The following is a 25,384-nucleotide window of genomic DNA, read 5'->3' as shown; positions in this document are numbered from 1 at the left end:
TATAGAGAATTATGAATTCTGTTCGTAATGTTTTTGTTAGTTAGCGTAGAATGCAGCTTCGGCCTTTTTCTTCTTTCTTTCGATATAAGCCGAAACAAAAATACTCAGCTCGTACAATAAGAATAGCGGAGTAGCTACAATCAACATCGTCATGATATCTGGAGTAGGTGTTACGATAGCAGCAATAATTAAAATAATTACAGCGGCATATCTTCTGCTTGCGCGCATCAGCTTAGGGGTCATTAAGCCCAGTTTCGATAAAATGAAAATGATAACCGGAAGCTCAAAAATAATCCCTGTTCCTAAAGTAAGGGTTGCAACTGATGAAAGATATGAATCGACCGTGAAGGTGTTTTTAATCTCAGCACTAACGGTATAACCTGTTAAAAAGTTAACCGATAAAGGGCAAACTACAAAGTAGCCGAAAAGGATACCGATAACGAATAATACAGAAGCAAAAAATACAAAACCACTGGCAGATTTGCGTTCATTCTCATGCAGGGCAGGTTTTACGAAACGCCAAACTTCCCATAACAGATAAGGGAAGCCCACCACAATACCGCACATTACGCAAACATTTAACTGCAGGTTAAACTGACCAGCCATTTCGGTATTGATAATTTCGCCATTGATTTTGGTAATACACATATCCTTACCAAGCGATGGGAAATGCTCAACCATCTTACACATCATACGGTAGGTCCAAAAATCTGGCTTTTTAGGTCCGAAAATAATTTTATCTAAAATTTCTTCATTGAAATAAAACGCGATACCCGTAAATACGGCAACTGCAATTACTGCTCTGATTAAATGTTTACGAAGTACATCGAGGTGATCGAAAAAAGACATTTCTGCCTCTAGGGTTGTACTTTTTTGCCCGATTGCTTTTGTAAGTGATGTTTTTTTATTGTCGCTCATGTTGAAAACAAAAATACCATTCTATTTGAATAGAATGGTATTTACGTGTTAAATATAGAGATAGTTTATATTATTCTGAGAAATGACTGAAAAAATCGATTCCAGCCCATCTGTAATTTTAAAGCTGCGCCTTAATTATACTCAATTGCTTTAAATTTGCTGCATTGGTGTAATTGAATTGATATACACCATTTTCCCCCGTTACGATCAACGATTTAGGTCCGGCGATAACATCAAAACTTTTGATATTACTTAAATGCTGCAACATATTGTCGCCTATTTTTGTTTTATTGGCGATGTTAAAACTCTTTATTCCATAGTTACCTTCGCATAAAAACAGATTATCGCCGCTGGTGCTTAGGCCATGCGGGTTTTGCATGTTGTAAACCGCAATCTGTTTCGGTTTAGCCGGATCTTCTATATCTACAACCTCCAATTGATTAGTGGCTTGCATGCACATATTACCGGTACGCAAAGTAACATAAGCATATTTTCCTTGCACAACCACCGGATCACAAGCAAAAATGTGGCTGTAAGTAGAGAGTTGCACCGGGTTGGCGGGGTCGTTAGCGCTAAAAATGTGCATGCCCCTATTGGTACCTATAAATAATTTGTTTTCATAAGGGAAGATGGTTTCTACGCCCCAACCTAAATTAATGGCCTTTAAAAAGGTTGGGTTCGACGCTGTTTTAACATCAAATAAACTCAGGTTATTTAATCCCACCGTGTATAAATAGTCGTTCATTAAAGTAAATCTGGCCATTGAACCTCCTTGCCCCGAACCACCTTGCGATGAAGAACTACTATAAGCAGCATCGTAATATATTTTCTCCTTACTCGTTCGTTTTTTTACTACCGTATCTTTATAAGTGTAAAGATATTTTCCGGCACCTGGATTATACAGTTGATTGAAAACATCTGTTACCCTTTTAACCTGCTTGATATTGTTCATGTCAGATAGATCAAAAGCCAGTAAGTCAATAAAATTATCGGCGTAAAGGATATTGTTTTGGATTGCTAAATCTACGTTTCCCGGAATTTTCAGAAAAGCCACATTTACTGGCGCACTTGGATTAGCGTTATTGTAGATGTGAATGCCCTCGTTGGGTTCATTGATGAAAAGAAAATCGTTGTAAATGTAGATTTTCCCTGTTTTTTTGGCCGGAGTTGCTTTAGTAATTCCCGTAGGTAAAGCCCTCATTTCCTTAACAGAAATCATTTTTACAATTTGAATGGTCTCATACTCATCTTTTTTGCAAGAAGTAAATACAGCAAATGCAAGCATGAAAAGAACGACGTTAATTAGATTTTTTTTCATTACCAGAGTGTTTTTGAATATAAACGTAATTAGATAACTAAATGCTACAGTTGAAGTTAAATATTAATAGTCAGCTATTTATCGAGTGGGAATAAGAAATCAAATGGAATAAAAAAAGGCTGTCCAAATATTTTGAACAGCCTTTATATGCTTAAACGTTGTAATCGTTTTATCCTTCTGAGAATTCAAACGTTTCCATAAATTTCGTAGTGAAATTACCTGCCCTGAAGTTAGGATCTTTCATCAACTGTAAATGGAATGGAATGGTTGTTTTAATGCCTTCAATTACAAATTCGCTCAAGGCACGTTCCATGGTGCAAATGGCTTCTTCGCGGGTTTGGGCCACGCAGATTAATTTTGCAATCATCGAATCGTAGTTCGAAGGAATTGAATAACCAGCATAAACGTGGGTATCAACACGAACACCGTGACCACCTGGCGAATGAAAATTCGTAATTTTTCCTGGTGACGGACGGAAGTTGTTTGCCGGATCTTCGGCATTGATACGGCATTCGATCGCATGCATCTCAGGGGTATAGTTTTTACCTGAAATCGGAATTCCCGCTGCAACTTTAATTTGTTCTTTAATTAAGTCGAAATTGATTACCTCTTCTGTAACCGGATGCTCTACCTGGATACGGGTATTCATTTCCATGAAATAGAAATTACGGTGTTTATCAACCAGGAACTCAATAGTACCTGCACCTTCGTAATTCACAGCCATGGCACCTTTAATCGCAGCTTCACCCATTCTTAAGCGAAGTTCTTCCGTCATAAATGGCGAAGGAGATTCTTCAACTAATTTTTGGTGACGACGTTGAATTGAACAATCGCGCTCTGATAAGTGACAGGCTTTGCCAAACTGATCGCCAATAATCTGGATTTCAATGTGACGTGGATCTTCGATGTATTTTTCTAAATATAAACCATCGTTACCGAATGCTGCGCCAGATTCCTGACGTGCACTATCCCATGCATTTTCAAAATCTTCATCTTTCCAAACCACACGCATACCACGGCCACCGCCACCGGCAGTAGCTTTCAGGATAACCGGATAGCCCATATCGTTGGCAATTGCAATACCTTCTTTAACGCTGGTAAGCAAACCGTCTGATCCTGGAATGGTAGGAACGCCAGCTTTTTTCATAGTTTCTTTGGCAGAAGCTTTATCGCCCATACCGTTAATCTGCTCTGGTGTAGCACCAATAAATTTGATGTTGTACTCGCGGCAAATGTTAGAAAACTTAGCGTTTTCCGATAAGAACCCATAACCCGGGTGAATGGCATCGGCATTCGTTAATTCTGCAGCTGAGATGATATTTGGGATATTTAAATAAGAATCTTTACTAGGTGGGGGACCAATACAAACGGCCTCATCAGCAAAACGTACGTGTAAACTTTCGCGATCGGCGGTAGAATAAACAGCAACCGTTTTGATGCCCATTTCCTTACAGGTACGGATAATACGCAAAGCGATTTCTCCCCTGTTGGCAATTAGTATTTTTTTAAACATAATTTTACCTTTTCTGATTACACCGATTTTAATGATTACACCGATTTATCCGGTAAATAATCACCACCTTAATCAATTGTAATCGGTGTTATCTAATTAATCTGTGTAATCAATAACTAAATAGGTTCTACCAAAAATAATGGTTGGTCGTACTCAACCGGTGATGCATTATCAACCAGGATTTTAACGATACGGCCTGAAATTTCGCTTTCAATCTCGTTGAAAAGTTTCATTGCCTCAATAATACAAACTACTTTACCTGCACCGATTTCATCGCCAACGTTTACAAACATTGGTTTTTCCGGACTAGCTGAACGGTAGAAAGTACCGATCATTGGAGATTTAATGGTTAAGTATTTCGAAGTGTCTTCTGCAGCGGGTACAGCAGGTGTTGCTGCAACTGGGGCAGTAGGAGCTGTAGCAACTGGGGCAGCAGCCTGTACAAGCGGAGCTTGCGGGATGGTTGCGTGCACAACTGTAGGTGCTTGGTTTGTTTTGATCGTGATTTTGAAGTCCTCTTGCTCAATAGCAACTTCGTTTACTCCAGAACGAGAAACAAATTTGATCAGTTCCTGTATTTGTTTGATATCCATTTTTTAATCCTTGTTATGTGAAAAAAAGTGTATAAATGAATTAACTAAGTTATACTTTTTTTGTTTTAAATTTTAATTATTGCGGGTGCTACGGCTACTCTTTGCGTTAATGGTTTTTTGGTTGATGGTTAATAGCTAAATACGATCAACCATTGTCCATTAACTAAGGAGCCATTTTACTGTAGACTTTAACCTAGTTAGAGTCGTATGCCCATTTCAGGTAAACAGAACCCCAGGTAAAACCACCTCCAAAGGCCGCTAACACAATGTTATCGCCTTTTTTTAAACGGCTTTCCCATTCCCATAAACACAATGGAATGGTACCGTTGGTTGTATTTCCGTAACGTTCGATGTTAATCATCACCTTATCGGTTGTTACACCCATGCGGTTTGCAGTAGCATCGATAATGCGTTTGTTGGCTTGGTGAGGTACTAACCAGGCTACATCGTCAGCAGTTAAGCTGTTTCGTTCCATAATTTCGGCAGCAACATCAGCCATATTGGTTACAGCAAATTTAAATACTGTAGGGCCTTCCTGGTGTGCAAAATGCTCTCTTGCATCAATAGTTTCGTGGGTGGCCGGTTTAACAGAACCACCAGCTTTCATGCCTAAGAAATCTCTTCCGGCACCGTCGGTTCTTAAAATCGAATCCTGAATTCCTAAACCTTCTTCGTTTGGCTCTAACAATGCACAACCGCAACCATCGCCAAAAATAATACAGGTAGTACGGTCTTCGTAGTTAATAATCGATGACATTTTATCGCCACCAACCACCAATACTTTTTTGTGCCTGCCCGATTCGATAAATGATGCACCTGTAGAAAGACCGAAAATAAAGCCCGAACAAGCGGCCTGTAAATCGTAACCCCATGCATTGGTAGCTCCAACTTTATCTGCTAAAACGTTTGCAGTTGCAGGGAAGGTAAAATCAGGAGTAGTGGTGCAAAAGATAATCAGTTCAATTTCCTTTGCATCAATTCCTCTCTTTTTAAGTAAACCGTTTACAGCATGAACAGCCATATCGGAAGTACCTAAACCTTCTCCCTTTAAAATTCTACGTTCTTTAATTCCCGTTCTGCTGGTAATCCATTCATCCGAAGTGTCAACAATGGTTTCTAACTCTGCGTTTGTAAGCACATAGTCGGGGACGTAACCATTTACTGCTGTAATAGCAGCGTGAATTTTACTCATTTTAATAAATTATTTAAATGCCATTCTAATTTTTTCTACCAATCCGGTAGTAATCATTTCCCTGGATTGGAGCACCATATTTTTAACGGCTAAAGGACTGGAAATTCCATGTCCGATAACTACGGGAGCGTTAACACCTAGTACCGGGCTTCCTCCGTACTGTTCGTAATTGAAACGATCGAAAAACTCATCTTTTAATCCTTTCTTAATGGTCAATACATAGAACGATTCTGCCAGTTTTAGCATTACATTCCCGGTAAAACCATCGCAAACGATTACGTCAGCCTTATCATTAAATAAATCCCTGCCTTCAACATTGCCCACAAAGTTAAACAAGTTGGTATCTTTCATCAACGGAAAAGTGGCCATGCTTAGCATGTTTCCTTTTTCATCTTCTTCACCAATGTTCATGAGCGCTACTTTAGGATCTGCTATCTGCAAAAGATTTTCTGCATATAAACTGCCCAGTACGCCAAATTGTAGTAAAATATCGGGTTTGCAATCGGCATTTGCGCCAACGTCTAAAAGGAGACCAGTGCCGCCTTTAATTTTAGGAAGGATTGTACATAAACAAGGGCGAATGATGCCCGGAATGGTTTTAACGCTAAATACAGCGCCAACCAACATCGCTCCTGAATTACCTGCACTTGCAAATGAATCGATTTTACCTTCTTTTAAAAGGTTAAAACCAACTGCGATGCTTGAGTTAGGTTTCTGAACAATTGCTTTGGTAGGATGTTCGCCCATACCAATAACTTCATCAGTATGAACGTATTCAAAATGATCTGGATTAAAGCCTTCTTCTGCAAGAATCGGTTTAATCTGTTCGGTATCGCCAATAAGAACCAGGTGTTCTCCGGCGTTAAGCGATTGATGAGCAGCTATTGCTCCCAAAACAATTGCTTTGGGAGCATAGTCTCCGCCCATTATGTCGAGGCCTATTTTCATAGAAAAAATCTGTTTGTGTTAAGTCAGGTGTAATCCTGAATTTTTCAGTTGACTAAGGTATGACTAAAGCCGCTGAAAACACAAACAATTTTTTAAGAAAATTACCCAATCTGAGTATTTTCGATAACCAGTTTACCGTTGTAGTATAAGTTACCATCAACGTTGTAAGCACGGTGAGGTACGTGGATAGCACCTGTTGCCGAGCATGTTGCTAAAGAAGGAGTAACTGCTTTGTAGTGTGTTCTTCTTTTATTTTTTCTCTGTTTCGAGATTTTCCGTTTTGGATGTGCCATTGGTGTATAATCTAATTATTTTTTTAACTTATTAAGGGCTTCCCAACGTGGGTCGCTTGTTTGTTCATTTTCTTCTGCTTGTTTGGCAATTGTTAATTGCTCTAAGCGATCAATCATCTCCTGATCACAATCTTGGTTTGCCTGCTCGCAGTTTTTGATATAGGGTACCGCTACGTTAATCATTTCGTATAAAGGACCTGATATATCAATTTCAGAATCTTTACGGCTTAGTGTAATAATTTCTTCGTCGTCGCTCTCCAGTTCATCCTCAGCAAATTTTACAATCTGCCTTTCGTAAAGATTAACCGGGTAAGCAAATTCCGACAAACATTTATCGCAATCTAAATTTACAGTACCAATAACTTTAAATTTTAGTATCAACATGGTTTCTTGTTTGTCAAGTTCCAGGTCAACCTTTAAATTCCCACTTTTAATTAACGAATACTCAAAAGCATTAAAAAAGCGGTCATCAAGCTCATAATCAAACTGATGAGTTCCCAATTTTAATCCGGTAAACGGTAATGAAAATTGTTTTAGTGGGTTCAAAGTACTGTAAAATTTTAGCCTGCAAATGTAGGGATAAAATAATTAGATTAAAAATGTTTTTTAAAAATTGTTGATGTTAACTCTTGATTTTTAGACCTTACAGGTTTTCAAACCCATTAAGGTATATCCGAGGTTAGCCGGCTAGTATCATTTCCTTATTGTTTCTGCTCCATTCGCTCCAGGAGCCCACATACAACTTAGGGATAGGTAAACCTGCATAATCCATAGCCAAAAGGGTATGGCAAGCCGTAATGCCTGAACCACAATGCACAATTACATTTTGAGGAAGAACGTGCGATAAGGCTTCTGCATATTTTTCTTTCAATATTTCGGGTGCAAGGAAAGCGCCTGTTGCATCTAAATTTTCGGTGAAAGGAATATTGGTTGCTCCGGGGATATGGCCTGCAATTAAATCAATAGGCTCTGTTAAACCAGCAAACCGGTTGGCATCCCGCACATCTATCACAATGTAATCGTCTGTTTTTGCTACTTTTTCTATTTCGTTTATATCGGATAGCGGTAGATTCCATGCTGTGATTTCGTATTTTTCAACAGCCTTTGGAATTTCAACTTTATTTGTTGTCGGGAAACCCGCTTTAACGGCCGCCTGAAAACCTCCGTCTATTACCTGTACTTTTTCATGGCCAATTGCTTTTAACATCCACCAAAGCCTCGCAGCTGCATTGCCGCCGTTTTTATCATCGTAAACAATTACATGGGTGTCTTTTGTGATTCCAAACCTTTGCAAAACCAGTGTAAATTGATCGAAAGTAGGTAAAGGATGTCTGCCACCTACAGCAAAATCGACAATATTCGCTAAATCATCGTTTACATCTGCGAAAAGTGCGCCCGCTAAATGCTGCTCATCATATCTGGCTTTCGAGCCAGCGCTGGCATCGATAATTACGATTTCGTCGTCTTGGTTTAACCAGGTTAATTCTGCTGGTTTTATGATAGGTGATATATTGTTTTTCATATTCTAATTTTGTTTATCCATAATTAAACCATATAGTTTGAGCACCATTGGTTTTTGCGTATTCTAAAAATTTCCTGAAGTTTCTAAGATCCTGGCCAAAATTATTGCCAATATATCCCTCCCCTTTATCCAGATCAAAGTCAGTAAAATAGTAATCGTAACCCAAAGTATCTAGTTCATGACTATTCAGCTTATCTACCAGATTTGAAAATTGTGAAAGTTTTTTAATTAGTGCTTCTACTGTTTCTAATATAAGCTTTATATTGCCTTCTAGTTTTTCTTTACTTGCAGCAATCTGCTCAAAAACGGTTTGTTTATCATTTTCTGTTTCTGCAATGGACAGCCTGTAATCTATATATTCCACACTCCAAATTTGCTCCATATCATACAAAACCGAAATGTCTGTATCGGTCAGCCTACCTATCTGATCAAGTTCGGGTTCTTCTTCAATAACGTTTCTCCGGGACATCAGGTTACAGAAGGTTCTGCTTAGGCTGTGCTGATTGAAATAATCCACGTAATTATTTGCATTTTGTGAACGGGATATTTCTTCCGAATTATCTGTGATTAGATGAATGTCAAGCCCCATAGCGTAATTTTATTGTTCATTTTTTTGCAATATAGGAGATTTCGGGAGTTTGGTTAGGCTATGTTTTATTTTCTCAAAGCCAACAGTCCCAAAACAGGCCCAATGGCTAAGACCATATAAAGATGGTGCGAATTCATCTCTTTTGATAACATATTAATCACCTGTATACTGACAATCGTAAGTGCAAAGCCAATACAATTTACCAATGTAAGCGAAGTTCCCCTTAGTGCTTCGGGTGCGTTTTTAGCAATTAATGAAGAGAATAACGGAGAATCTGCAGTACCTGATAATCCCCAGATGAATAAAAACAATAGCAAGGCGTACACTGAATCTGCAAAGAGAAAAACAGGGGAGAGCAAACAGCATAAGCCAGATATAGCCAGGGCAATCATCGCAATGCGTTTAGCGCCAAATTTTTGAGATAGCATTCCACCGATCATGCAGGATAGGCCGCCAGATCCGATTACTAAAAACGAAAATAAGGGAATATTTAATTCAGCGGTTGGGTGCGTACTGTTGTAATGGAGCAGCATTGCCGGTAAAAATGCCCAAAATGTGTATAGCTCCCACATGTGGCCAAAGTAGCCAAAAGCAGCCGAGCGGAACCCTGGGTTTTTAAATCCGCTTAAACAGGAATCGAAATTAAATTTTTGTCCGGGTTTTCTAAACGGTCCATCGGCAACAAAGAAAAAGATGCAGCAGGCACCAATTACCGACAAAGTTGAGGTGGCATAAATTACGTATTTCCAGGGGAAGTTTGTGGTAAATGTTTTCAAAAGGTGCGGAAAGGCAGTACCTAAAACCAAAGCGCCTACCAAAAAGCCAAGAGATTTGCCCAGGCCATCCTTAAAATAATCGGAGGCTATTTTCATGCCCACAGGATAAATACCCGCCAGCATGAAGCCGGTTAAGAACCGGAATAAAAGCAATAGTCTTACATCGGTTATTTCGAGACAGATGGCCAGATTAAATAGTGCTGCTGCAATACCACAAACAAAGAAAACTTTTGATGGGGAGAACAGATCGGAAATGGCAAAGAAAGCAAATAGCAGTGTTCCGGTGATAAAGCCGAACTGCACCATGCTGGTAAGGTTGGCTAAAAGGTTATGCTCAAGCGGGAAATTTTTTACAATATCGGGTAGCACAGCATTACCGGCAAACCACAAAGAAGTGCACAAAAATTGTGAGATAACAATAATGGGCAAGATGCCAGCAGGTTTAGTGGCTTTCATTTGTTAAAACTTTCAACTTCGGTCTTTTTGGTTTTAATCTTCGGACCTCCGATTTCCGACTTCAGCTTTGTACCAATAAGACATTTAAGGGCATCTAAGCTTTCGGCTTTAGTCTTTAAACTTTAGCCTTCCCTTAAGAAGCATCATCCTTAATATCGACCTGTGTTTCTCCCACTTTACCGCCGGTACGTAACTGGTTGCCCAGCATTTCTTCCTGTTCCCTGCGTTTTTTTACAATGTGGATGGCCGAAAACAAGGCTTCGGTAAACGAAGTAGGATCGGCCAGATCTTTACCCGCAATATCATAACCCGTTCCGTGATCGGGAGAGGTACGCACAAAGTTTAAACCTGCTGTGTAATTTACGCCATTATGGAAAGCCAGGGTTTTAAAAGGAATAAGGCCTTGATCGTGGTACATGGCCAGTACGGCATCAAACTGCTTGTAGCTGCCATTGCCAAAGAAACCGTCGGCAGGGTATGGTCCGAAAACCATCATGCCTTTATCATACGCTTCCTGAATGGCCGGACTTATAATTTCTGCCTCTTCTGAGCCCAATAAACCGTTATCGCTGGCATGCGGATTTAAGCCCAACACAGCAATTTTTGGTTTTTCGATCCAGAAATCTTTCTTCAAGCTATCGTTAATCAGCTTTAATTTGCTGGTAATTTTTTCTTTAGTAATTGCTGCCGGCACATCTTTTACCGGAATATGGCCTGTAACTACACCTACGCGCAGGCCTTCGCTAATCAGGAACATCAGCACATCTTTGCTGCCGCTTTTTTCCTGCAGGTATTCGGTGTGGCCCGGAAAGGCGAATGTTTCCGACTGGATATTGTGTTTGTTAATCGGAGCAGTAACCAGGGCATCGATATCGCCATTTACCAGATCGGCAGTGGCACGTTCTAATGATAAAAGCGCATACTTACCACCTGTTGGGGTAACCTGGCCAAGTTCTATTTTTACATCTTCTTCCCAGCAATTAATCATGTTTGCCCTTTTTGCCTGTGCCTGGTTGGCATGGTTAATCACGTTAAAACTGAAATCGCCAAGGCTGTTGGCTTTTCTATGGAAAGATGAAACCTTGGTGTGGCCATAAACTATTGGTGTGCAGTAATTTAAAATAGCAGGGTTGGATAATGTTTTAATAATTACCTCTAAACCTATGCCGTTCACATCGCCTATACTGATACCTATTTTAAGTTTATTGCTCATAATTACTGGAAAATTTTAGCGCAAATTACTGATTTTCGATTAAAGAGGTGCTTACCCGATAAAAATTAGTTATTTTGTAATTAAATATAGTGAACGCGAAGATGCGATCTATACGGATGATAGGCAGGTAAGTGCACAATTTTCTGTGGGTTCAGTGCCTCCGTGGCAAAATAATGCGCAAAGATGAGTTTAGTAAAAGCAAAAAAACATTTAGGTCAACATTTTTTAACCGATAAAGGCATTGCCAACCGCATTGTAGAAGCGTTGGTAAATACCGATAAGTACCGCCAGGTTTTAGAGGTGGGGCCCGGGATGGGAATTTTGTCTGATTTTTTGTTGCAGCGCCAGGATTTAGAAACCTACCTGATTGATATCGATACCGAGTCTTTTCACTTTTTGAACGAAAAGTACCCGCAACTGGGTGATCGTTTAATTAATGGCGACTTTCTTAAACTCGATTTCGATGCTATTTTTCCGGGTCAATTTGCCATTATTGGTAATTTTCCTTACAATATCTCTTCACAAATATTATTTAAGATTTTAGATAACCGCCATAAAGTTGTAGAAATGGTGGGCATGTTCCAAAAAGAAGTTGCCCAACGTTGTGCGGCTCCGGCAGGTAGCAAAGAGTATGGTATTTTAAGTGTGTTTCTGCAGGCTTACTATAAAATTGAATATCTGATTACCGTTAAGCCAGGCACTTTTAATCCACCTCCAAAGGTACACTCGGCAGTAATCCGCTTAACCCGCAACGAAGTAGAGACTTTAGATTGCGATGAAAAATTATTCTGGCGCGTGGTTAAGGCTGGCTTCAATCAGCGTAGAAAAACCTTGCGTAATGCGGTTTCTGCAGTAATGCCAAAGGATAAAATGGACAATCACATTTACTTTGAGAAACGTGCCGAGCAGTTAACAGTAGCCGATTTTGTGGCCCTAACACAGCATGTAAGTCAATTAATGGCGGTTTAATCGGCAACAATTTTGTTAAGCTTATTTTTTGAAAAGCAGGCTCTGGTGCATTTCGATTCCGGTAGCCCCGTTTTCCGTTTTACTCCTCCCGGTGAAACCCTTTAAAACAATAAATTCGTGCATAAACCGGGAGTCGTGCTCACTCCAACCGGGTTTATTCAACCTCCGGTACTGCAAAAAATCAGGGTAATGTTCTCGTTGTCTATTGACCGCAATTAAGAGATTCTTGACTGCGGTCAGAATGACAATAAGATAGAGAGGAACTAAATCGGTGTAATCCTGTAATCTGTGCAATCAACCGCCCTGCGCATTCTTGCAAAGCCATGATTATTTTCAGCTAATTTCTCCTTTCCTTTGCCTCATAATTATAAACATCATGGTTAATTATCGCGAAATTTTTGACGAACAGGGAATGGATTATACCACTTACCGTCAATTGGTTGACAAGCTTTTAGCTGCAGGACAAACTACCGGACCGGATAACTCTGAAGCCATGCTGCACTATAGTAAAATGAATGTGCAACGCATGAACAGGGTTGATAAAACGGTTAGTTTAAATGAAGCATTAACAGCTGCCATTAACAATTTAAAAGGAAGCTATAAATTATGGGTGATAACCGAAGGCTGGTGTGGAGATGCTGCACAGATTGTTCCCGTTTTTAATAAAATAGCCGAGGCTGCTCCCAATAAGTTTGATCTTAAATTTGTATTGCGCGATAAAAATCTGCCACTTATCGATGCACATTTAACCAACGGCGGAAGAGCCATACCGGTTTTGCTGGTATTAAATGAAAAAGGAGAAGAAGTATTAAAAAGCTGGGCACCACGACCACAGGTTTTACAAGCTTTATTAAAAGGGTGGAAACAGGAAAATACCGATCCGATGGCTACTGCTGAAAAATTACATAGCTGGTATGCAAAAGATAAAACGCAAACTACGCAGGCTGAATTAGCGGAGTTATTGAGTGGGTTGGAATAACCAATCCATTACCCTTAGGTTGGATTTAACGTCACCCTGGACTTGTTTCAGGGTCTCTTCATTACAAAAGAAGTTAGTCAATAACTAGTCAACCGAAACCGTTAAACCTTCCTGCTGTAAAATTTTACGGTAAACTTCCATTTCAGTAAAAGAACCTTCAAGCACGGGGCATTTGCCTTCGTTGTGCACTTTCCAGGCAATTTTCTCGGCCTGCGATTCGCTGTAGTCTAAATATTTCATCATGCAAAAAATCACATGATCGAAAGTATTAACATCGTCATTCCACAAAATAAGGCGATGTACAGTTTTAAGGGAAGTTAAAATTTCCTCGAGCGTAAAGGTCTCTTCTTTGGTTTCTGTAGACATGGCGCAAAAATAACTATTTTTATGGAAGATATAATAGTTTTAATGTAAGATGGAACAGGTAAAATGGATGAGGGGCAATAGGATAGGGCCGTAAAACATCTTACATCATACATTTTACATATTCTTTCATCTCTTTTAATACATTTGTTAACCAAATAATATACGAGCATGCATCAATCTAAAATTGCCGGAATTGGCTACTATGTTCCGAAAAATATTTATACCAATACCGATTTAAGCCGTTTCATGGAAACCAGCGATGAGTGGATACAGGAACGTACCGGTATTAAGGAACGCCGCTTTGCCGATCGTAACGAGGAAACGACCACTACAATGGGCATTGAGGCAGCTAAAATTGCCATCGAACGAGCTGGTATTACTGCAAAAGATGTAGACTTTATTGTCTTTGCTACACTAAGCCCCGATTACTATTTTCCGGGTTGCGGTGTTTTGCTGCAGCGCGAAATGGGCATGGGCGAAATCGGTGCTTTAGATATCCGCAACCAATGTTCGGGTTTTGTGTATGCACTTTCGGTTGCCGATCAGTTTGTAAAAACAGGCATGTATAAGAACGTGCTGGTAGTTGGTAGTGAAAAACATTCTTTTGCTATGGATTTCGAAACCCGTAGCCGCAATGTATCGGTAATTTTTGGCGATGGTGCAGGTGCAGTGGTTTTACAGCCAACAGACGGGCCTGGCAAGGGGATTTTGAGTACGCACTTACACAGTGATGGTGCCGATGCCGAAATTCTGGCCATGTATTATCCGGGATCGCATGCCAATAAATGGTTAAAAGATAAACCGGCATACCCTGAACAAGAGTTAGGAGGTTTGTTCATGACTCCTGAGATTTTAGAAAGCGGTGCGTCGCTACCTTACATGGATGGGCCGGCAGTTTTTAAAAAAGCGGTTGTAAAATTTCCTGAAGTAATAAAAGAGGCTTTAGCCGCCAATAATTTAACCGAAAAAGATATTGATATGCTGGTTCCGCATCAGGCTAATTTGCGTATCAGCCAGTATGTACAGCAGTTGCTGGGCTTAAACGACGATCAGGTGTTTAACAATATCCAAAAATATGGCAATACCACTGCCGCATCTGTACCGATTGCTTTATGTGAAGCCTGGGAAGCTGGAAAAATTAAAGATGGCGATTTGGTTTGCCTTGCCGCTTTCGGCTCGGGCTTTACCTGGGCCAGTGCCTTAATCAGGTGGTAGTTTTTAAAGATTAAATAGTTTCACTAGAAGATTGTCACGTTGAGCCTGTCAAAACGCCTCATACAGTGTTAAGGCAGTTCCTTCGACAAGCTCAGGATGACAATCTTTAGTAGCGCAGTGTTATTTTTTACTTTTAGCTGCAATAAAATCTCTTAAATAGCTGCAATCGCCTGCAGCAACCTGATAAAAAGGCGTTTTGTTATAATTAAGCCTTAATTCTATAAAATAAGGATTGTTGTAATTGGCTTTGATAAAGTTTTTCCATTTCACATCAGTTTTATCGTAATACGAGAAAGATAACGGATGTGCATTCATGATGATTTGTTTCTGCAGGCATTTGGCGAGCATAAAAGTACACTTGGCTTTAAAATCGGGATTGGTACTTAACGACCTCGCTTTTAAATACCAGGCTTTGGCCGTTTGCGCCTTTTTATAATCTCCATCGTAAACAAACTTGGCAGGCGCACTATTATCGTACGATGACCAGTCGTAGCTGATTAAAAACCAGCTATTACCATAATAACCCGTTTGGTAAACTGCATTGGCCATTTTGTAATAATAGGTGGCTGCATTTTTTTTATCGCTAACCAGTAATTTCTGTAACCGGAGCATTTCGGCCGCAAAAGCCTTTTTAGTAACCGATGCTTTAGCCGTTACATATTTTTTAGGATAATCGTTGGTGGTTTCGATAAATGGATTGGCATAAAGTTTCGAGTTAGATTCTTCGCCATACCAGTTTTCGGGGGCAAAATATTTATAATCAGCCGAAACCTTTGCAAACATCTGAACGGCCTTATCGTACTGGTGGGTACGCAGATAAGTGGTACCATAAAGCTCGTAAAAATCATCGTTTTTAAGCTGGTTAAGTGCCGAAGCCAGTAAGCCCGTAACATCGTTCCCGGTCGCCTTGGTTTTATAAACGGCTAAACCCTGCATACTTTTTGGACTTAGGTTTTTCTGCCAGAAAGCTATACTCTGGTAACTCATATTCTGGAACAGTGAATTTTCTTTTAATGTTTTATATTGCAAGTCGCCTTTAACCATGGCCAGGGCTGCCTTTGCTGTATCACCCAGGCTCAAATAGGCTGGAGCCAGTATTTGCTGGTAAAAGTTTCGCGTGGTTCTGCTAAAGCGCTTTTCGGCACGATCAGTGTCGTAATAATATCGCTCGTCTGGCTGGGTTTTATTTTCTGCAAAGCGTTTTTCATCCAACCACTTTAAAGTAGGTAATAAGTCGTTTTCATTAAAAGGACTTCCTTTTTTAATGTTTTTCGCTTTGATCAATAAATCTACAATCCGGTATTGATCGCGTAATCTTTCAGGTAGTTTATCAGGTTTTAAGATGGCCAGGTAATTGGTGGCCATAAAATCTTTGTTTTCCATCCACGATAAATAGGCAGCAGTTAAAGTACCCAGTTCTGGCTGAGGGTATTTTTTTTCAGTAGCCAGTTTTACTGCAAAATTCCTGATTTCGTTCAGGTGTTTAAGGTTAACGGCTTTTAAACTGTCTTTATATTTCGAACCACCATTATCCGAAAAGTAATAATTGTAAGCTATTTTGGCAATATCGTTGGCTTCGATCAGGTCTTGTTCTAATTTGTTTACCTCACGTACCAATAAAGTTCCGTTAAGCTGGCTTTTGGGCTCGTACTGATAAACTTTCTGCAAACTTTCTATGCCCGAATCAGCATTTCCAAAGCCGTTAATGGCCCAGATGTTGGCTTTTTCATTATCGGTCTTGGCATATTTTAGTGCACCATTTACAGGTGTACTGTTATAATAATAGTTTTTATAGGCTTGTACCCGGCGTTCTGGATTGCTGGCAAAAACCTTTGAGAATAAAAATGCTGATTCTTCCGGATTTCCCAACCTGCGGGTCGATCCGGCATAAAGCGCCAGTCCCCAGCCTTTAACAGCACTGTTTAGCTTGCTTGTTTTAATGTATTTCTCGTAGGTTGATTTACTTTCGGTATGGAAGCCACCAAAATGAAACATACGAGCCGATTGGTAGGCATACCGCAATTTCAGGAAGTCATCCTTTTCATCAGCGGTAAGTTTTAAACCTTCGTTTGCTTTTTCAGCCATGGCCGTGGTATCTCGTGGTTTCGCATCCCAAAGGCTAAATTCTACATTGGCCAAAGGTTCACAGCTTTTGGCAAATAAATAATATTTTAATGGTGCTTTGCGTTTACTCAATGCCTGGATAAAAGTATTTTGTTGCAGGCTATCGGGCAATTGCGATAGGTTCCCGTCAAAATTAGTGAGTTTAGCACTGGTTGCACTGTCGGTTTTATACATTACTTTCAGTACATCTTCTTTTTTAACGTTGAGGTATTTAGCCCATTCGCGGCTGTTGATATCAGGCTCACTTTCCACATCATCTTCACTGTTTAAATACACCATTTCGTTATAGGCGAAAGGAGCATATTCATCACCCTCGATGTTGTTGTGGAAATAGGAAATGTAATAATCGTAGGGGTCTATCTCGCCGCCACAGGCAATGTTTACGGCTATTTCACCGAAAAAGGTGAGGAGAAATACACTAGAGATCAGCGATAATTTTTTGAAAGTCATCATGGGTAAAATGTTTTAATAGGTCGGTATCTAAATGGTAGAAAACAAGGTTTCTTTCTTCAGGCTTTAAATATCGGGATAAAAATTTAGCAGTGGATGATAAATCTCGTGCCGAAACTTCTTCCCAGCGTACTACGTCGCCTTTCATTAAGCCTGCATCGGGGTAATCAACAAGTAAATCATATAAAATGGAATTTTCGCGCTGTTTAAAAAGTTTTGTGTCCTGTAATTGTACTTTACTGATGTGCTTGGAAATACCTGCATACTCCTGATTTCTGAACACCACCGACCATTCGAAAATGGGTAAAGCCACATCAAGTGCCAGTGGGTATTGCGCCAGATAATCTTTGAGGTAAAGATCCATTTCGTGTTGATTTAAAATCGAGTTCTGTTCGCCGTATTTACGCAGGTTACCCATGTTGTAGCACATTAAAATGGCCTTTTCTACCGGCGGTATTCCGCTCGATACAATGTTTTTAACCTGGTGTAGGCGCAAGGTTACCGAAATGGTTTTGCCCTTCAAAAGTGGATTTGCCTTTAATTGTTCGAGAAATTTAAAGTAGGCAACTTTGGTGGTTTTGGTCCAGTCGCAATCGATCTGCAATTCGGCATAATTTCGCTTCCCGGATTGTTTAACCTTATCATCTACAAATTTGGCTATGCGGCTGGCTAAAACGGCTGTTTGCGGCGAATCTATTTTGCTAAAAACATTGTTCACAATAAACACAACCGGAATAATGTTCACGTGCTCAGGTAAAGGGTCAGAAAATTTAATGGGCGAAACAGGTGCTGGCTGTTGTACATCCGGATTAAAATCAACATCCATTATCCGCACGTAGAGCGATTTCGATTTAAACTGATTGATGTAAGCAGTTTCTGCGGGTTTATTGCGGTAATCGGTTTTCCAATAATAAAAAGTAGGATGTGTAACCGATTTTTGCTTACAGCCGAATAAGAAAAAGGCAAAAATCACTAAAATACTTATCTTGCGCATATCAATTTTATCGATCAAAAGTAATATAAAATGCGGGCAGTTTTACAAAGAGTTACACAGGCAAGTTGCACAGTTGATGGGGAAATTACCGGACAGATTGAAAGCGGTTTTTTGGTGCTGCTGGGGATTGAAGATGCTGATACGAACGAAGATTTAGATTGGCTGGCGCAGAAAATTGTGGGAATGCGGGTTTTTGGCGATGAAAACGGCCTGATGAACAAAGCCCTTGCCGATGTAGACGGAAATATCCTTTTAATTAGTCAGTTTACTTTATTTGCTTCTACTAAAAAGGGTAACCGGCCGGGATTTACCCGCGCGGCTAAACCTGATGTAGCCATTCCACTTTACGAGAAGATGATTGCAAAATTATCAGCTTTGCTGGGTAAAGAAGTAAAAACGGGGATTTTTGGTGCAGATATGAAAATAGCTTTACTTAACGATGGCCCGGTTACCATATTAATCGATACGAAGGATAAGGAATAAATCCCAATCTCTCCAAACAGGTATATATGCAAAATGATATCAACTTTAGAACGTCGAAATCACCACAGGTAGATTTAGCCGTGCTTTGCGGATTTGTTATTGTAAAACTCATTTTGCCCTTCTTTTTGGTTAATGCCGCCTATAGCTTACATCGCGATGAGTTTTTACATTTGGATCAGGCTAACCACCTGGCCTGGGGTTTTCAATCGGTACCACCGGTTACTTCGCTTTTTGCTGTTTTAATTCAGTTTTTTGGTAAAAGTGAGGCGGCTGTTCGGTTGGTTACGGCAAGCATTGGTGCTGCAACTTTAATTTTTACCTGGAAAATTGTAGCCGAGTTTAAAGGAGGCCTGTATGCAAAAGTGCTTTGTGCGATTGCGCTAATCTGCTGTGCGGTTGGCCGCCTGGATTTACTTTTCCAGCCCAATGCTTTCGATCTTTTAAGCTGGACAGCCATTTACTTTTTCCTGATCAGGTATATCAATACGAAAGAAAACCGGTATCTGTATTTTATGGCCTTAGCCCTTGGCATTGGTTTTTTAAACAAATACAGTATTTGCTTTTTAGCTGCGGGTTTATTTCCTGCCTTGCTCATTTCTAATCAGCGCAAAATTTATAAAAATAACCACCTGTATTTAGCTGGCCTGGTTGCTTTGCTCATTATGCTACCCAATTTACTTTGGCAATACCACCATCATTTTCCGGTTGTTGGCCACATGAAAGAACTGGCCAGAACGCAGCTCGATAAAATTAAAAGAACCGATTTTTTAAAAGACCAGCTTTTGTACTATTTCAATATCATTTTTATTGTTTTCGCCGGTTTATGGGCATTGCTTTTTAGTAAAACCTTTGCGCCTTACCGGTGGATTGTATTTGGATTTGTGATTTCACTTGGCTTGTTTACCTGGTTTAGGGCTAAAGCGTATTATGCGACAGGTTTATATCCTGTTGTTATTGCTGCAGGATGTACTTATTTAGCTTTATTGTTCAATCAGGGACGGAAAAAATACTTAAGGGTTTTAATGGTGATTTTACCTCTTGCCTTATTTAGTATAACGGTAAAATATGCCTACCCGGTTTTAAGTCCGCAACAAATTATTGCTAAACACCATAAATTTGCCAGAGTGGGCGCTTTGCGGTGGGAAGATGGACTACAGCATGATTTGCCACAGGATTTTGCCGATATGCAGGGTTGGAAAGAAATGGCCAGGTTAACGGATTCAGCTTATGCACGGGTTAAAGATAAATCGGCTTTGTTGGTACGTGCCGATAATTATGGTGAGGCCGGCGCAATAAACTATTACTCGAAATTTAAAAATATAAATGCGGTAACTTACAATGCCGATTATTTGTACTGGTTTAAAATGGATAAACCAATTAAACATTTAATCCTGATCAGGGAACCGAACGAAGAAGATCCGCAGCGTAAAAAAGAGCAGCCATTTTTTAAGAAAATAACCAAAATAGGAGAAGTAACTACGCCATATGCCAGAGAAAAGGGCGCAGCAGTTTTTTTACTGGAGGATGCTACCATTGATATTAACAGCAGGATACAATCGGAAATAGAAGAAGAAAAACATGACCATTAACGAAGCACAGGAAACAGTAGACCATTGGATTAAAACAACAGGTATCCGTTATTTTAACGAGTTAACCAATACCGCCATTTTAATGGAAGAGGTAGGTGAGGTAGCCCGCATTATGGCCCGTAAATATGGCGAGCAATCGTTTAAAAAAAGCGACGAAGAGGTAAATCTGGCTGATGAAATGGCTGATGTAATGTTTGTGCTAATTTGCCTGGCCAACCAAACCGGTATTAACTTAACTGAAGCTTTAGAGAAAAACCTGGAAAAGAAAAGTATCCGCGATGCCGACCGGCATAAAAATAATGAGAAGCTGAAGTAATTATTGAATAGATGAATGGTTGAGTGATTGAATGATATTGCTTGCATTCAATTCACTCATTCAAAATTCAATCCTTTTAATTTAAGCTATAAACTCCATCAAACTGCGGTAAGCCACAAAACGGTTTTTATACCTTTCGTTTAATTCGGCCTGTAAAGCTGGTGCGAAAACTTCCTGATATTGGTTGTAGTTTTCTAAACTATCTACCACGTATTGTGCGCAATAGGTTAGGCCTTCATTTGGCGAATCTACCACCTTTAACAAACGGTTAGATACAAACATGCCAGTAGCCATTACCTGTGGAATGTGGGTTTCCTGCATCCACTGCAACCATTCCTGGGCAGCCGCATCTTCTAAAATGAGCGTAACATTGTATAAGTACATACTGCAAAGATAAATAATATATCATGGCTAAAAAATTGTAACAAGCCTTTCACCTCTGTTTTTATTTTGATTTGCCACTGCGCATGGCAGGAAGGTTTCAAAGTAACTTTGATTTGTCGCTGCGCACGGCAGGAAGGTTTCAAAGTCGATTAACTCAATGAACCAACTAGTTTGGAGTTGGGCGTTTGGAGCTTGGAGTCGGTTAACCGATTAAACTAATGAACTACTAACCAATGCGCCAATCCGCTAAACCCCGTCCCCGCGTAAATTCCTAAACCTTTTCCTGGCTTCGGCGCTAAACATACTGCCGGGATAATCGGTAATCAGTTTTTGGAAATAAATTTTTGCCTGAGCAATATCGTTTAGTTTTTTCTCATACAAATCGCCAAGGGTAAAAAGGGCATCATCCGTCCAAATACCATCTTTAAAATCGTCGGTTACTTTTTTAAGGATATCGGCAGCTTTTTGGAAATCGTTTGCTTTAATCAAAATCCTCGCTTTACTCATCATAATGGCATCGGTAAGGCTGTTTTGTGGGAAAGCAATGGCAATACTGTCCATTTTTTTAATAGCGCGCTCGGGCAGGTTCCTGAATAAAAGCATCTCGGCATCGGCGTACATCTTTAACGCATTGCTATCGGCAGGTGTTTGAATGTTGTCGTTAATTAATAAACTTAAGTTCAAGGCATCGTTTGCTATTAGTTGCGAGGTGGCGGCTTTTAAAACCAGGCACTGGCCGTTGCTGTATTCAAAATTGCCCTGATAAAAAGAAAGTGTCGCACTGCGGAAACGTGCTTCGTTACCAATGGGCTGTCCTTCAAATTGTTTGCTTACCTGTTCGTATACCAAAAATGCTTCCCAGGGTTCGTTGGTTAAGATGTAAATATCGCCTAAATCCAGCTTTAGCTGGCCTACTTCCTGCTCGTTTACGCCTGGCATTTTTATGGCTTCTTCCAGCTCTTTTTCGGCCAATGTGGGTTTATTGAGGTAGTAAGCCTGTAGGTTAGCCAGTTTTTTAATGGCAAAAAGGGTATTCCGGTTTTTACCGTTTTCGGCCAGTAAAGCCTCATAATCTTTGGCCAGTAAATCGAGATCAGCAACCGTATATTTTCCGCTGGTGCGCAGGTTGTAACGGGTGTTCAGCATTTCGATTTTCGATGGCAGATAATACTGGTTATCCTTCCCTTTGGTTAAAAGGTATTCGTATGCTTTAATGGCTGTTTCGTAGGCACTGTTATCTACAAATGTATAAATGGCGTTAAATAGGGTTCCGCCATCTGCTTTAGTCCGTTTATCAAAAGCAATGAGCTGGCGTAAAGCCATATCAAATTCCTGCTGTTGTATATAGTTCCAGGTTAGCAACTGGATATAAATTTCGGCATCAGGTTCTTTCTGTACTTTTTTTAAAATTGCTCCCTGAAAAAGCTGGTAATCATTTTTATCTTCAAAAACATTCGAAAGTACGGCCTCTGCCTGTGGTAAAAGCTGTGGCATGGTACCAAGTGCATCCAGGTACTCCTGCATCAGCATCGGCTTATCCTTTTTAAACCTGTAAACATTCAGCAGTTCGAAAGTAAATAGCTGTTCATTGCCCAATACTTTCCGGCCCTGTTTAAAGGTTTGCACCGCAAAATCGTAATTTTCGAAACGGTAAAAGTTGTTGGCTATATTCCTGATTTTAAATTCATCTTTAGGCAGTTTACTAACCACATCGGTAAAAATTTTATTGGCCGCCTGCACATCTCCCTTTTCCTGGTACAGTTTACCTAAAGCAATGGGATAGATATCACTTTGCGGATTTTTTTTGATTTCGCGCTTAACTGCTTTCTCGGCTGCATCGTAACGTTTCAGCTTAACCAGGGTATTGAAATAGATATCGAAATAGGCTTCATTATTGGGTATGGCATAAAGTTTTTCGAGCAAAACCAGGGCTTTTTCATAATCGCCATCCTGATAATACTGAATCGCCAATGTGCTTTCATCGGGTGTTAAAGGCTGGTTCGGGCGGAAAATCTGCGCACTGGCCCCAAGCGTAAACGATAAGAATATGATGAAAAGCAAACGGTTCATAAACCCTAAATTATAAGTTTTAAATGTAACATTTTAATACCTGATAAGCTAAAGCACTAACTTATATAAAACGTATTTTAAATGTTACCTGTATTTTATTTTGTGTATATGTTATAAATACTAAATTGAACCACGACTTATTATTGCTGGCGGAGGTAACATTGTTGGTGTAAATCGTGGTTAAGTGGTTGTGATACTTATTTTTGTTGTCCCGTTGAGGATTTATTTATGTTAAAGAGGGTTTTTCTATTGTTAATGGTTGCGTTTATTTTTGCCTGCAAAGGGAAGAATGACAGTACTATACCTGTGGATGATTTTTTTAAAACACAGGATAAAGCCTACTACCGCATTTCGCCTGATGGGAAGAGCCTGTCGTACTTAAAATTGCAGAACAAAAAACTGGAGCTTTTTGCCGAAGATCTGACTACTGGAAACAGTGTGCAGCTTACCCACCTGAACGATAAGAGCATAAGTTTTCACTTTTGGACCAGCAATAACGAACTGATTTACTATACCGAAGACGAATCGAAAGAACGCAGGTCTGATTTGTTTGTCATTAACAAAGATGGCAGCAAGCAGGTACAGTTGTACACTAACGAAAAAAGCAGGCTAAGGGTAATTGAAGATCAGTTGATTGATGATAAATACATTATCGTTTCTTCAAATAAGCGCGATTCGACCCTTTTTGATGTTTACCGCTTAAATGTGCGTAATGGTGAAATGGATATGCTGGCTGAGAATCCAGGTAATTTTAGTCGCTGGATGACCGATTGCCGAGGTGAGCTGATGCTTGCCATTGCCAGTGATGGGGTAAATGAAACCTTAATGTACCGCGAAAATGCCGGTAAGTCTTTCAAGCCGGTAATTACCAATAACTTCGAAACTACTTTACAGCCGGTTGCCTTTTCAGAAACCAAATCGCATGGCTTATTTGCCATTTCTAGTGTTAACCGCGATAAAAATGCACTGGTAGAACTTGATTTACTTACCGGAAAAGAAAAACGGGTACTTTTTGCCGACGATACTTTAAACGTTGTAGATGCTACTTACTCGCGTTTCAGGAAAAAAATGCTTTTTGCTACTTACGAAAACTGGAAGAGAGAGAAATATTATCTTGATGATAGTACAAAACTGGCTTATTCAAAAATAGACCAGCTTTTACCAGGTACCGAGTGGATTATAGCCGATAAGGATAGAACAGATAAAGTATTTGTAATCCGCACTTTTACCGATAAAAACCCAGGTTCCTATTATTTGTACACCGCTGCAGATAATAACTTAAAAAAACTGACTGACGTAAGTCCTGCTATTAAACCGGAGGACATGAGTGCCATGAAGCCCATCAGTTTTAAAAGCAGCGATGGTTTAACCATTAACGGTTATTTAACCCTGCCGAAAGGTAAAAAAGCAGTTAATTTGCCTGTTGTAGTTTTTCCGCATAACGGACCAAAAGCCCGCAACAGCTGGGGCTATAATGCCGAGGTGCAGTTTTTGGCCAATTGTGGTTATGCCGTTTTACAGGTAAACTACCGCGGATCTACCGGCTATGGCAAATCATTTTATGCGGCTGGTTTTAAAGAATGGGGCGATAAAATACAAAACGATGTAAACGACGGGGCCAGATGGCTCATTGCACAGAAAATTGCCAACCCACAACGCATTGCTATTTATGGTAATGGTTTTGGGGGCTATATTGCCTTAAATTGTTTGTATAAAAATCCCGATCTTTATAAATGCGGAGGATCGAACTCTGGTGTAATTAACCTGTTTAGTTACCTGAAAACCTTCCCGCCGTTTTTAAAAGCTAAATTACAGATGTATTACGAAATTGTAGGCAATCCGGTTACTGAAACAGATTACATGCGTTTTGCATCGCCTGTTTTCCATGCCGACCGGTTTAAATCGCCTATTTTTATTGCGCAAAACCCCAAGGATCCAAGTGTAAACGTAGCCGAAGGGGTGCAGTTTATTAAAGAACTTAAAAAACGCAATGTTCAGGTTACTTATATCGAAAAGGAAGAAGGCCCTAACCCGGTAATACGCCAGCAGGGAAGAACCGCTTTGTACAAGGCTTTGGAAGAATTTTTACAAGAAAACCTGGGTAAGAAATAGGG

Annotated in this window: 24 protein-coding genes; 7 read left to right on the top strand and 17 right to left on the bottom strand. The window is 39.9% G+C overall.

Annotated elements, in window-relative coordinates:
- Positions 1-36 precede the first annotated feature (36 nt).
- From tatC to pdxA, 12 genes are all read right to left on the bottom strand, one after another.
- On the bottom strand, positions 37-918 hold the full coding sequence (tatC, locus tag HWV58_RS15205) for a twin-arginine translocase subunit TatC (RefSeq protein ID WP_175634913.1): 882 nt from the start codon (positions 916-918) through the stop codon (positions 37-39).
- A 118-nt stretch (positions 919-1,036) separates the two neighbouring features.
- A complete protein-coding gene (locus HWV58_RS15200; RefSeq protein ID WP_175634912.1) occupies positions 1,037-2,236 on the bottom strand; it encodes an LVIVD repeat-containing protein in 1,200 nt (399 codons plus the stop codon).
- Positions 2,237-2,405: 169 nt separating this feature from the next.
- Positions 2,406-3,749, bottom strand: coding sequence for an acetyl-CoA carboxylase biotin carboxylase subunit (accC, locus tag HWV58_RS15195; RefSeq protein ID WP_175634911.1), 1,344 nt, complete (start codon positions 3,747-3,749; stop codon positions 2,406-2,408).
- A gap of 116 nt (positions 3,750-3,865) precedes the next feature.
- Positions 3,866-4,342: an acetyl-CoA carboxylase biotin carboxyl carrier protein gene (gene accB, locus HWV58_RS15190; RefSeq protein ID WP_124560612.1), complete on the bottom strand. Its 477-nt coding sequence runs from the start codon at positions 4,340-4,342 to the stop codon at positions 3,866-3,868.
- 193 nt (positions 4,343-4,535) lie between these two features.
- Positions 4,536-5,534 (bottom strand): beta-ketoacyl-ACP synthase III, encoded by a 999-nt coding sequence (locus tag HWV58_RS15185; protein ID WP_124560611.1) that lies wholly within the window; start codon positions 5,532-5,534, stop codon positions 4,536-4,538.
- Between the two features lie 9 nt (positions 5,535-5,543).
- Positions 5,544-6,482, bottom strand: a complete 939-nt coding sequence (gene plsX, locus HWV58_RS15180) for a phosphate acyltransferase PlsX (RefSeq protein ID WP_175634910.1) — start codon at positions 6,480-6,482, stop codon at positions 5,544-5,546.
- A 101-nt stretch (positions 6,483-6,583) separates the two neighbouring features.
- Positions 6,584-6,775, bottom strand: coding sequence for a 50S ribosomal protein L32 (gene rpmF, locus HWV58_RS15175; RefSeq protein ID WP_025143959.1), 192 nt, complete (start codon positions 6,773-6,775; stop codon positions 6,584-6,586).
- A 15-nt stretch (positions 6,776-6,790) separates the two neighbouring features.
- The gene (locus HWV58_RS15170; RefSeq protein WP_317174804.1) at positions 6,791-7,276 is read right to left on the bottom strand and encodes a YceD family protein; all 486 of its coding nucleotides are present in this window, start codon (positions 7,274-7,276) and stop codon (positions 6,791-6,793) included.
- Between the two features lie 178 nt (positions 7,277-7,454).
- Positions 7,455-8,297, bottom strand: a complete 843-nt coding sequence (locus HWV58_RS15165; protein WP_175634908.1) for a sulfurtransferase — start codon at positions 8,295-8,297, stop codon at positions 7,455-7,457.
- 13 nt (positions 8,298-8,310) lie between these two features.
- Positions 8,311-8,886, bottom strand: a complete 576-nt coding sequence (locus HWV58_RS15160) for a hypothetical protein (RefSeq protein ID WP_175634907.1) — start codon at positions 8,884-8,886, stop codon at positions 8,311-8,313.
- A gap of 65 nt (positions 8,887-8,951) precedes the next feature.
- Positions 8,952-10,118, bottom strand: coding sequence for an MFS transporter (locus HWV58_RS15155; RefSeq protein ID WP_175634906.1), 1,167 nt, complete (start codon positions 10,116-10,118; stop codon positions 8,952-8,954).
- A 133-nt stretch (positions 10,119-10,251) separates the two neighbouring features.
- The gene (pdxA, locus tag HWV58_RS15150; protein ID WP_175634905.1) at positions 10,252-11,331 is read right to left on the bottom strand and encodes a 4-hydroxythreonine-4-phosphate dehydrogenase PdxA; all 1,080 of its coding nucleotides are present in this window, start codon (positions 11,329-11,331) and stop codon (positions 10,252-10,254) included.
- Positions 11,332-11,514: 183 nt separating this feature from the next.
- Between pdxA and rsmA the strand changes: the two genes are divergently transcribed.
- Both rsmA and HWV58_RS15140 read left to right on the top strand, forming a co-directional pair.
- Complete coding sequence (gene rsmA / locus HWV58_RS15145; RefSeq protein WP_175634904.1) at positions 11,515-12,300, top strand: 16S rRNA (adenine(1518)-N(6)/adenine(1519)-N(6))-dimethyltransferase RsmA; 786 nt, start codon at positions 11,515-11,517, stop codon at positions 12,298-12,300.
- 376 nt (positions 12,301-12,676) lie between these two features.
- Positions 12,677-13,279 carry a thioredoxin family protein gene (locus HWV58_RS15140; protein WP_175634903.1) on the top strand — a complete coding sequence of 201 codons (603 nt, stop codon included), beginning with the start codon at positions 12,677-12,679 and terminating at the stop codon, positions 13,277-13,279.
- Between the two features lie 84 nt (positions 13,280-13,363).
- Here the strand turns inward: HWV58_RS15140 and HWV58_RS15135 are convergent, their stop codons facing one another.
- Positions 13,364-13,645, bottom strand: coding sequence for an ATP-dependent Clp protease adaptor ClpS (locus tag HWV58_RS15135; protein ID WP_039480490.1), 282 nt, complete (start codon positions 13,643-13,645; stop codon positions 13,364-13,366).
- A gap of 168 nt (positions 13,646-13,813) precedes the next feature.
- Here HWV58_RS15135 and HWV58_RS15130 point away from each other — a divergent pair, with 168 nt between their 5' ends.
- Positions 13,814-14,860: a 3-oxoacyl-ACP synthase III family protein gene (locus tag HWV58_RS15130; protein WP_175634902.1), complete on the top strand. Its 1,047-nt coding sequence runs from the start codon at positions 13,814-13,816 to the stop codon at positions 14,858-14,860.
- Between the two features lie 120 nt (positions 14,861-14,980).
- Here the strand turns inward: HWV58_RS15130 and HWV58_RS15125 are convergent, their stop codons facing one another.
- Together HWV58_RS15125 and HWV58_RS15120 are read right to left on the bottom strand one after the other, a co-directional pair.
- On the bottom strand, positions 14,981-17,437 hold the full coding sequence (locus HWV58_RS15125; protein ID WP_175634901.1) for a hypothetical protein: 2,457 nt from the start codon (positions 17,435-17,437) through the stop codon (positions 14,981-14,983).
- Complete coding sequence (locus tag HWV58_RS15120; protein ID WP_235972740.1) at positions 17,403-18,428, bottom strand: hypothetical protein; 1,026 nt, start codon at positions 18,426-18,428, stop codon at positions 17,403-17,405. The genes HWV58_RS15125 and HWV58_RS15120 overlap by 35 nt, the downstream gene beginning before the upstream one ends.
- Before the next feature lie 30 nt (positions 18,429-18,458).
- Between HWV58_RS15120 and dtd the strand changes: the two genes are divergently transcribed.
- The 3 genes from dtd to HWV58_RS15105 are packed head-to-tail and all read left to right on the top strand — an operon-like array spanning position 18,459 to position 20,816.
- Positions 18,459-18,911, top strand: coding sequence for a D-aminoacyl-tRNA deacylase (gene dtd / locus HWV58_RS15115; RefSeq protein ID WP_175634899.1), 453 nt, complete (start codon positions 18,459-18,461; stop codon positions 18,909-18,911).
- 26 nt (positions 18,912-18,937) lie between these two features.
- Entirely contained in the window at positions 18,938-20,500 is a 1,563-nt protein-coding gene (locus HWV58_RS15110) for a glycosyltransferase family 39 protein (protein WP_175634898.1), read from the top strand.
- Positions 20,490-20,816, top strand: a complete 327-nt coding sequence (locus tag HWV58_RS15105; protein WP_175634897.1) for a nucleotide pyrophosphohydrolase — start codon at positions 20,490-20,492, stop codon at positions 20,814-20,816. The genes HWV58_RS15110 and HWV58_RS15105 overlap by 11 nt, the downstream gene beginning before the upstream one ends.
- A gap of 81 nt (positions 20,817-20,897) precedes the next feature.
- On the opposite strand, the gene HWV58_RS15100 is transcribed toward HWV58_RS15105, so the two are convergent.
- Positions 20,898-21,200, bottom strand: coding sequence for a DUF4286 family protein (locus HWV58_RS15100; protein WP_175634896.1), 303 nt, complete (start codon positions 21,198-21,200; stop codon positions 20,898-20,900).
- Positions 21,201-21,446: 246 nt separating this feature from the next.
- Positions 21,447-23,270, bottom strand: coding sequence for a tetratricopeptide repeat protein (locus tag HWV58_RS15095; protein WP_175634895.1), 1,824 nt, complete (start codon positions 23,268-23,270; stop codon positions 21,447-21,449).
- A gap of 255 nt (positions 23,271-23,525) precedes the next feature.
- On the opposite strand from HWV58_RS15095, the gene HWV58_RS15090 reads away from it, so the two are divergent.
- Positions 23,526-25,382 carry a S9 family peptidase gene (locus tag HWV58_RS15090; RefSeq protein WP_235972739.1) on the top strand — a complete coding sequence of 619 codons (1,857 nt, stop codon included), beginning with the start codon at positions 23,526-23,528 and terminating at the stop codon, positions 25,380-25,382.
- Positions 25,383-25,384 lie beyond the last annotated feature (2 nt).

It is taken from the genome of Pedobacter ghigonis (assembly GCF_903166585.1).
Taxonomy (GTDB): domain Bacteria; phylum Bacteroidota; class Bacteroidia; order Sphingobacteriales; family Sphingobacteriaceae; genus Pedobacter; species Pedobacter ghigonis.
The sequence above is the reverse complement of the archived record's forward strand: the minus strand, read 5'-3'. Positions and strand labels throughout refer to the sequence as shown.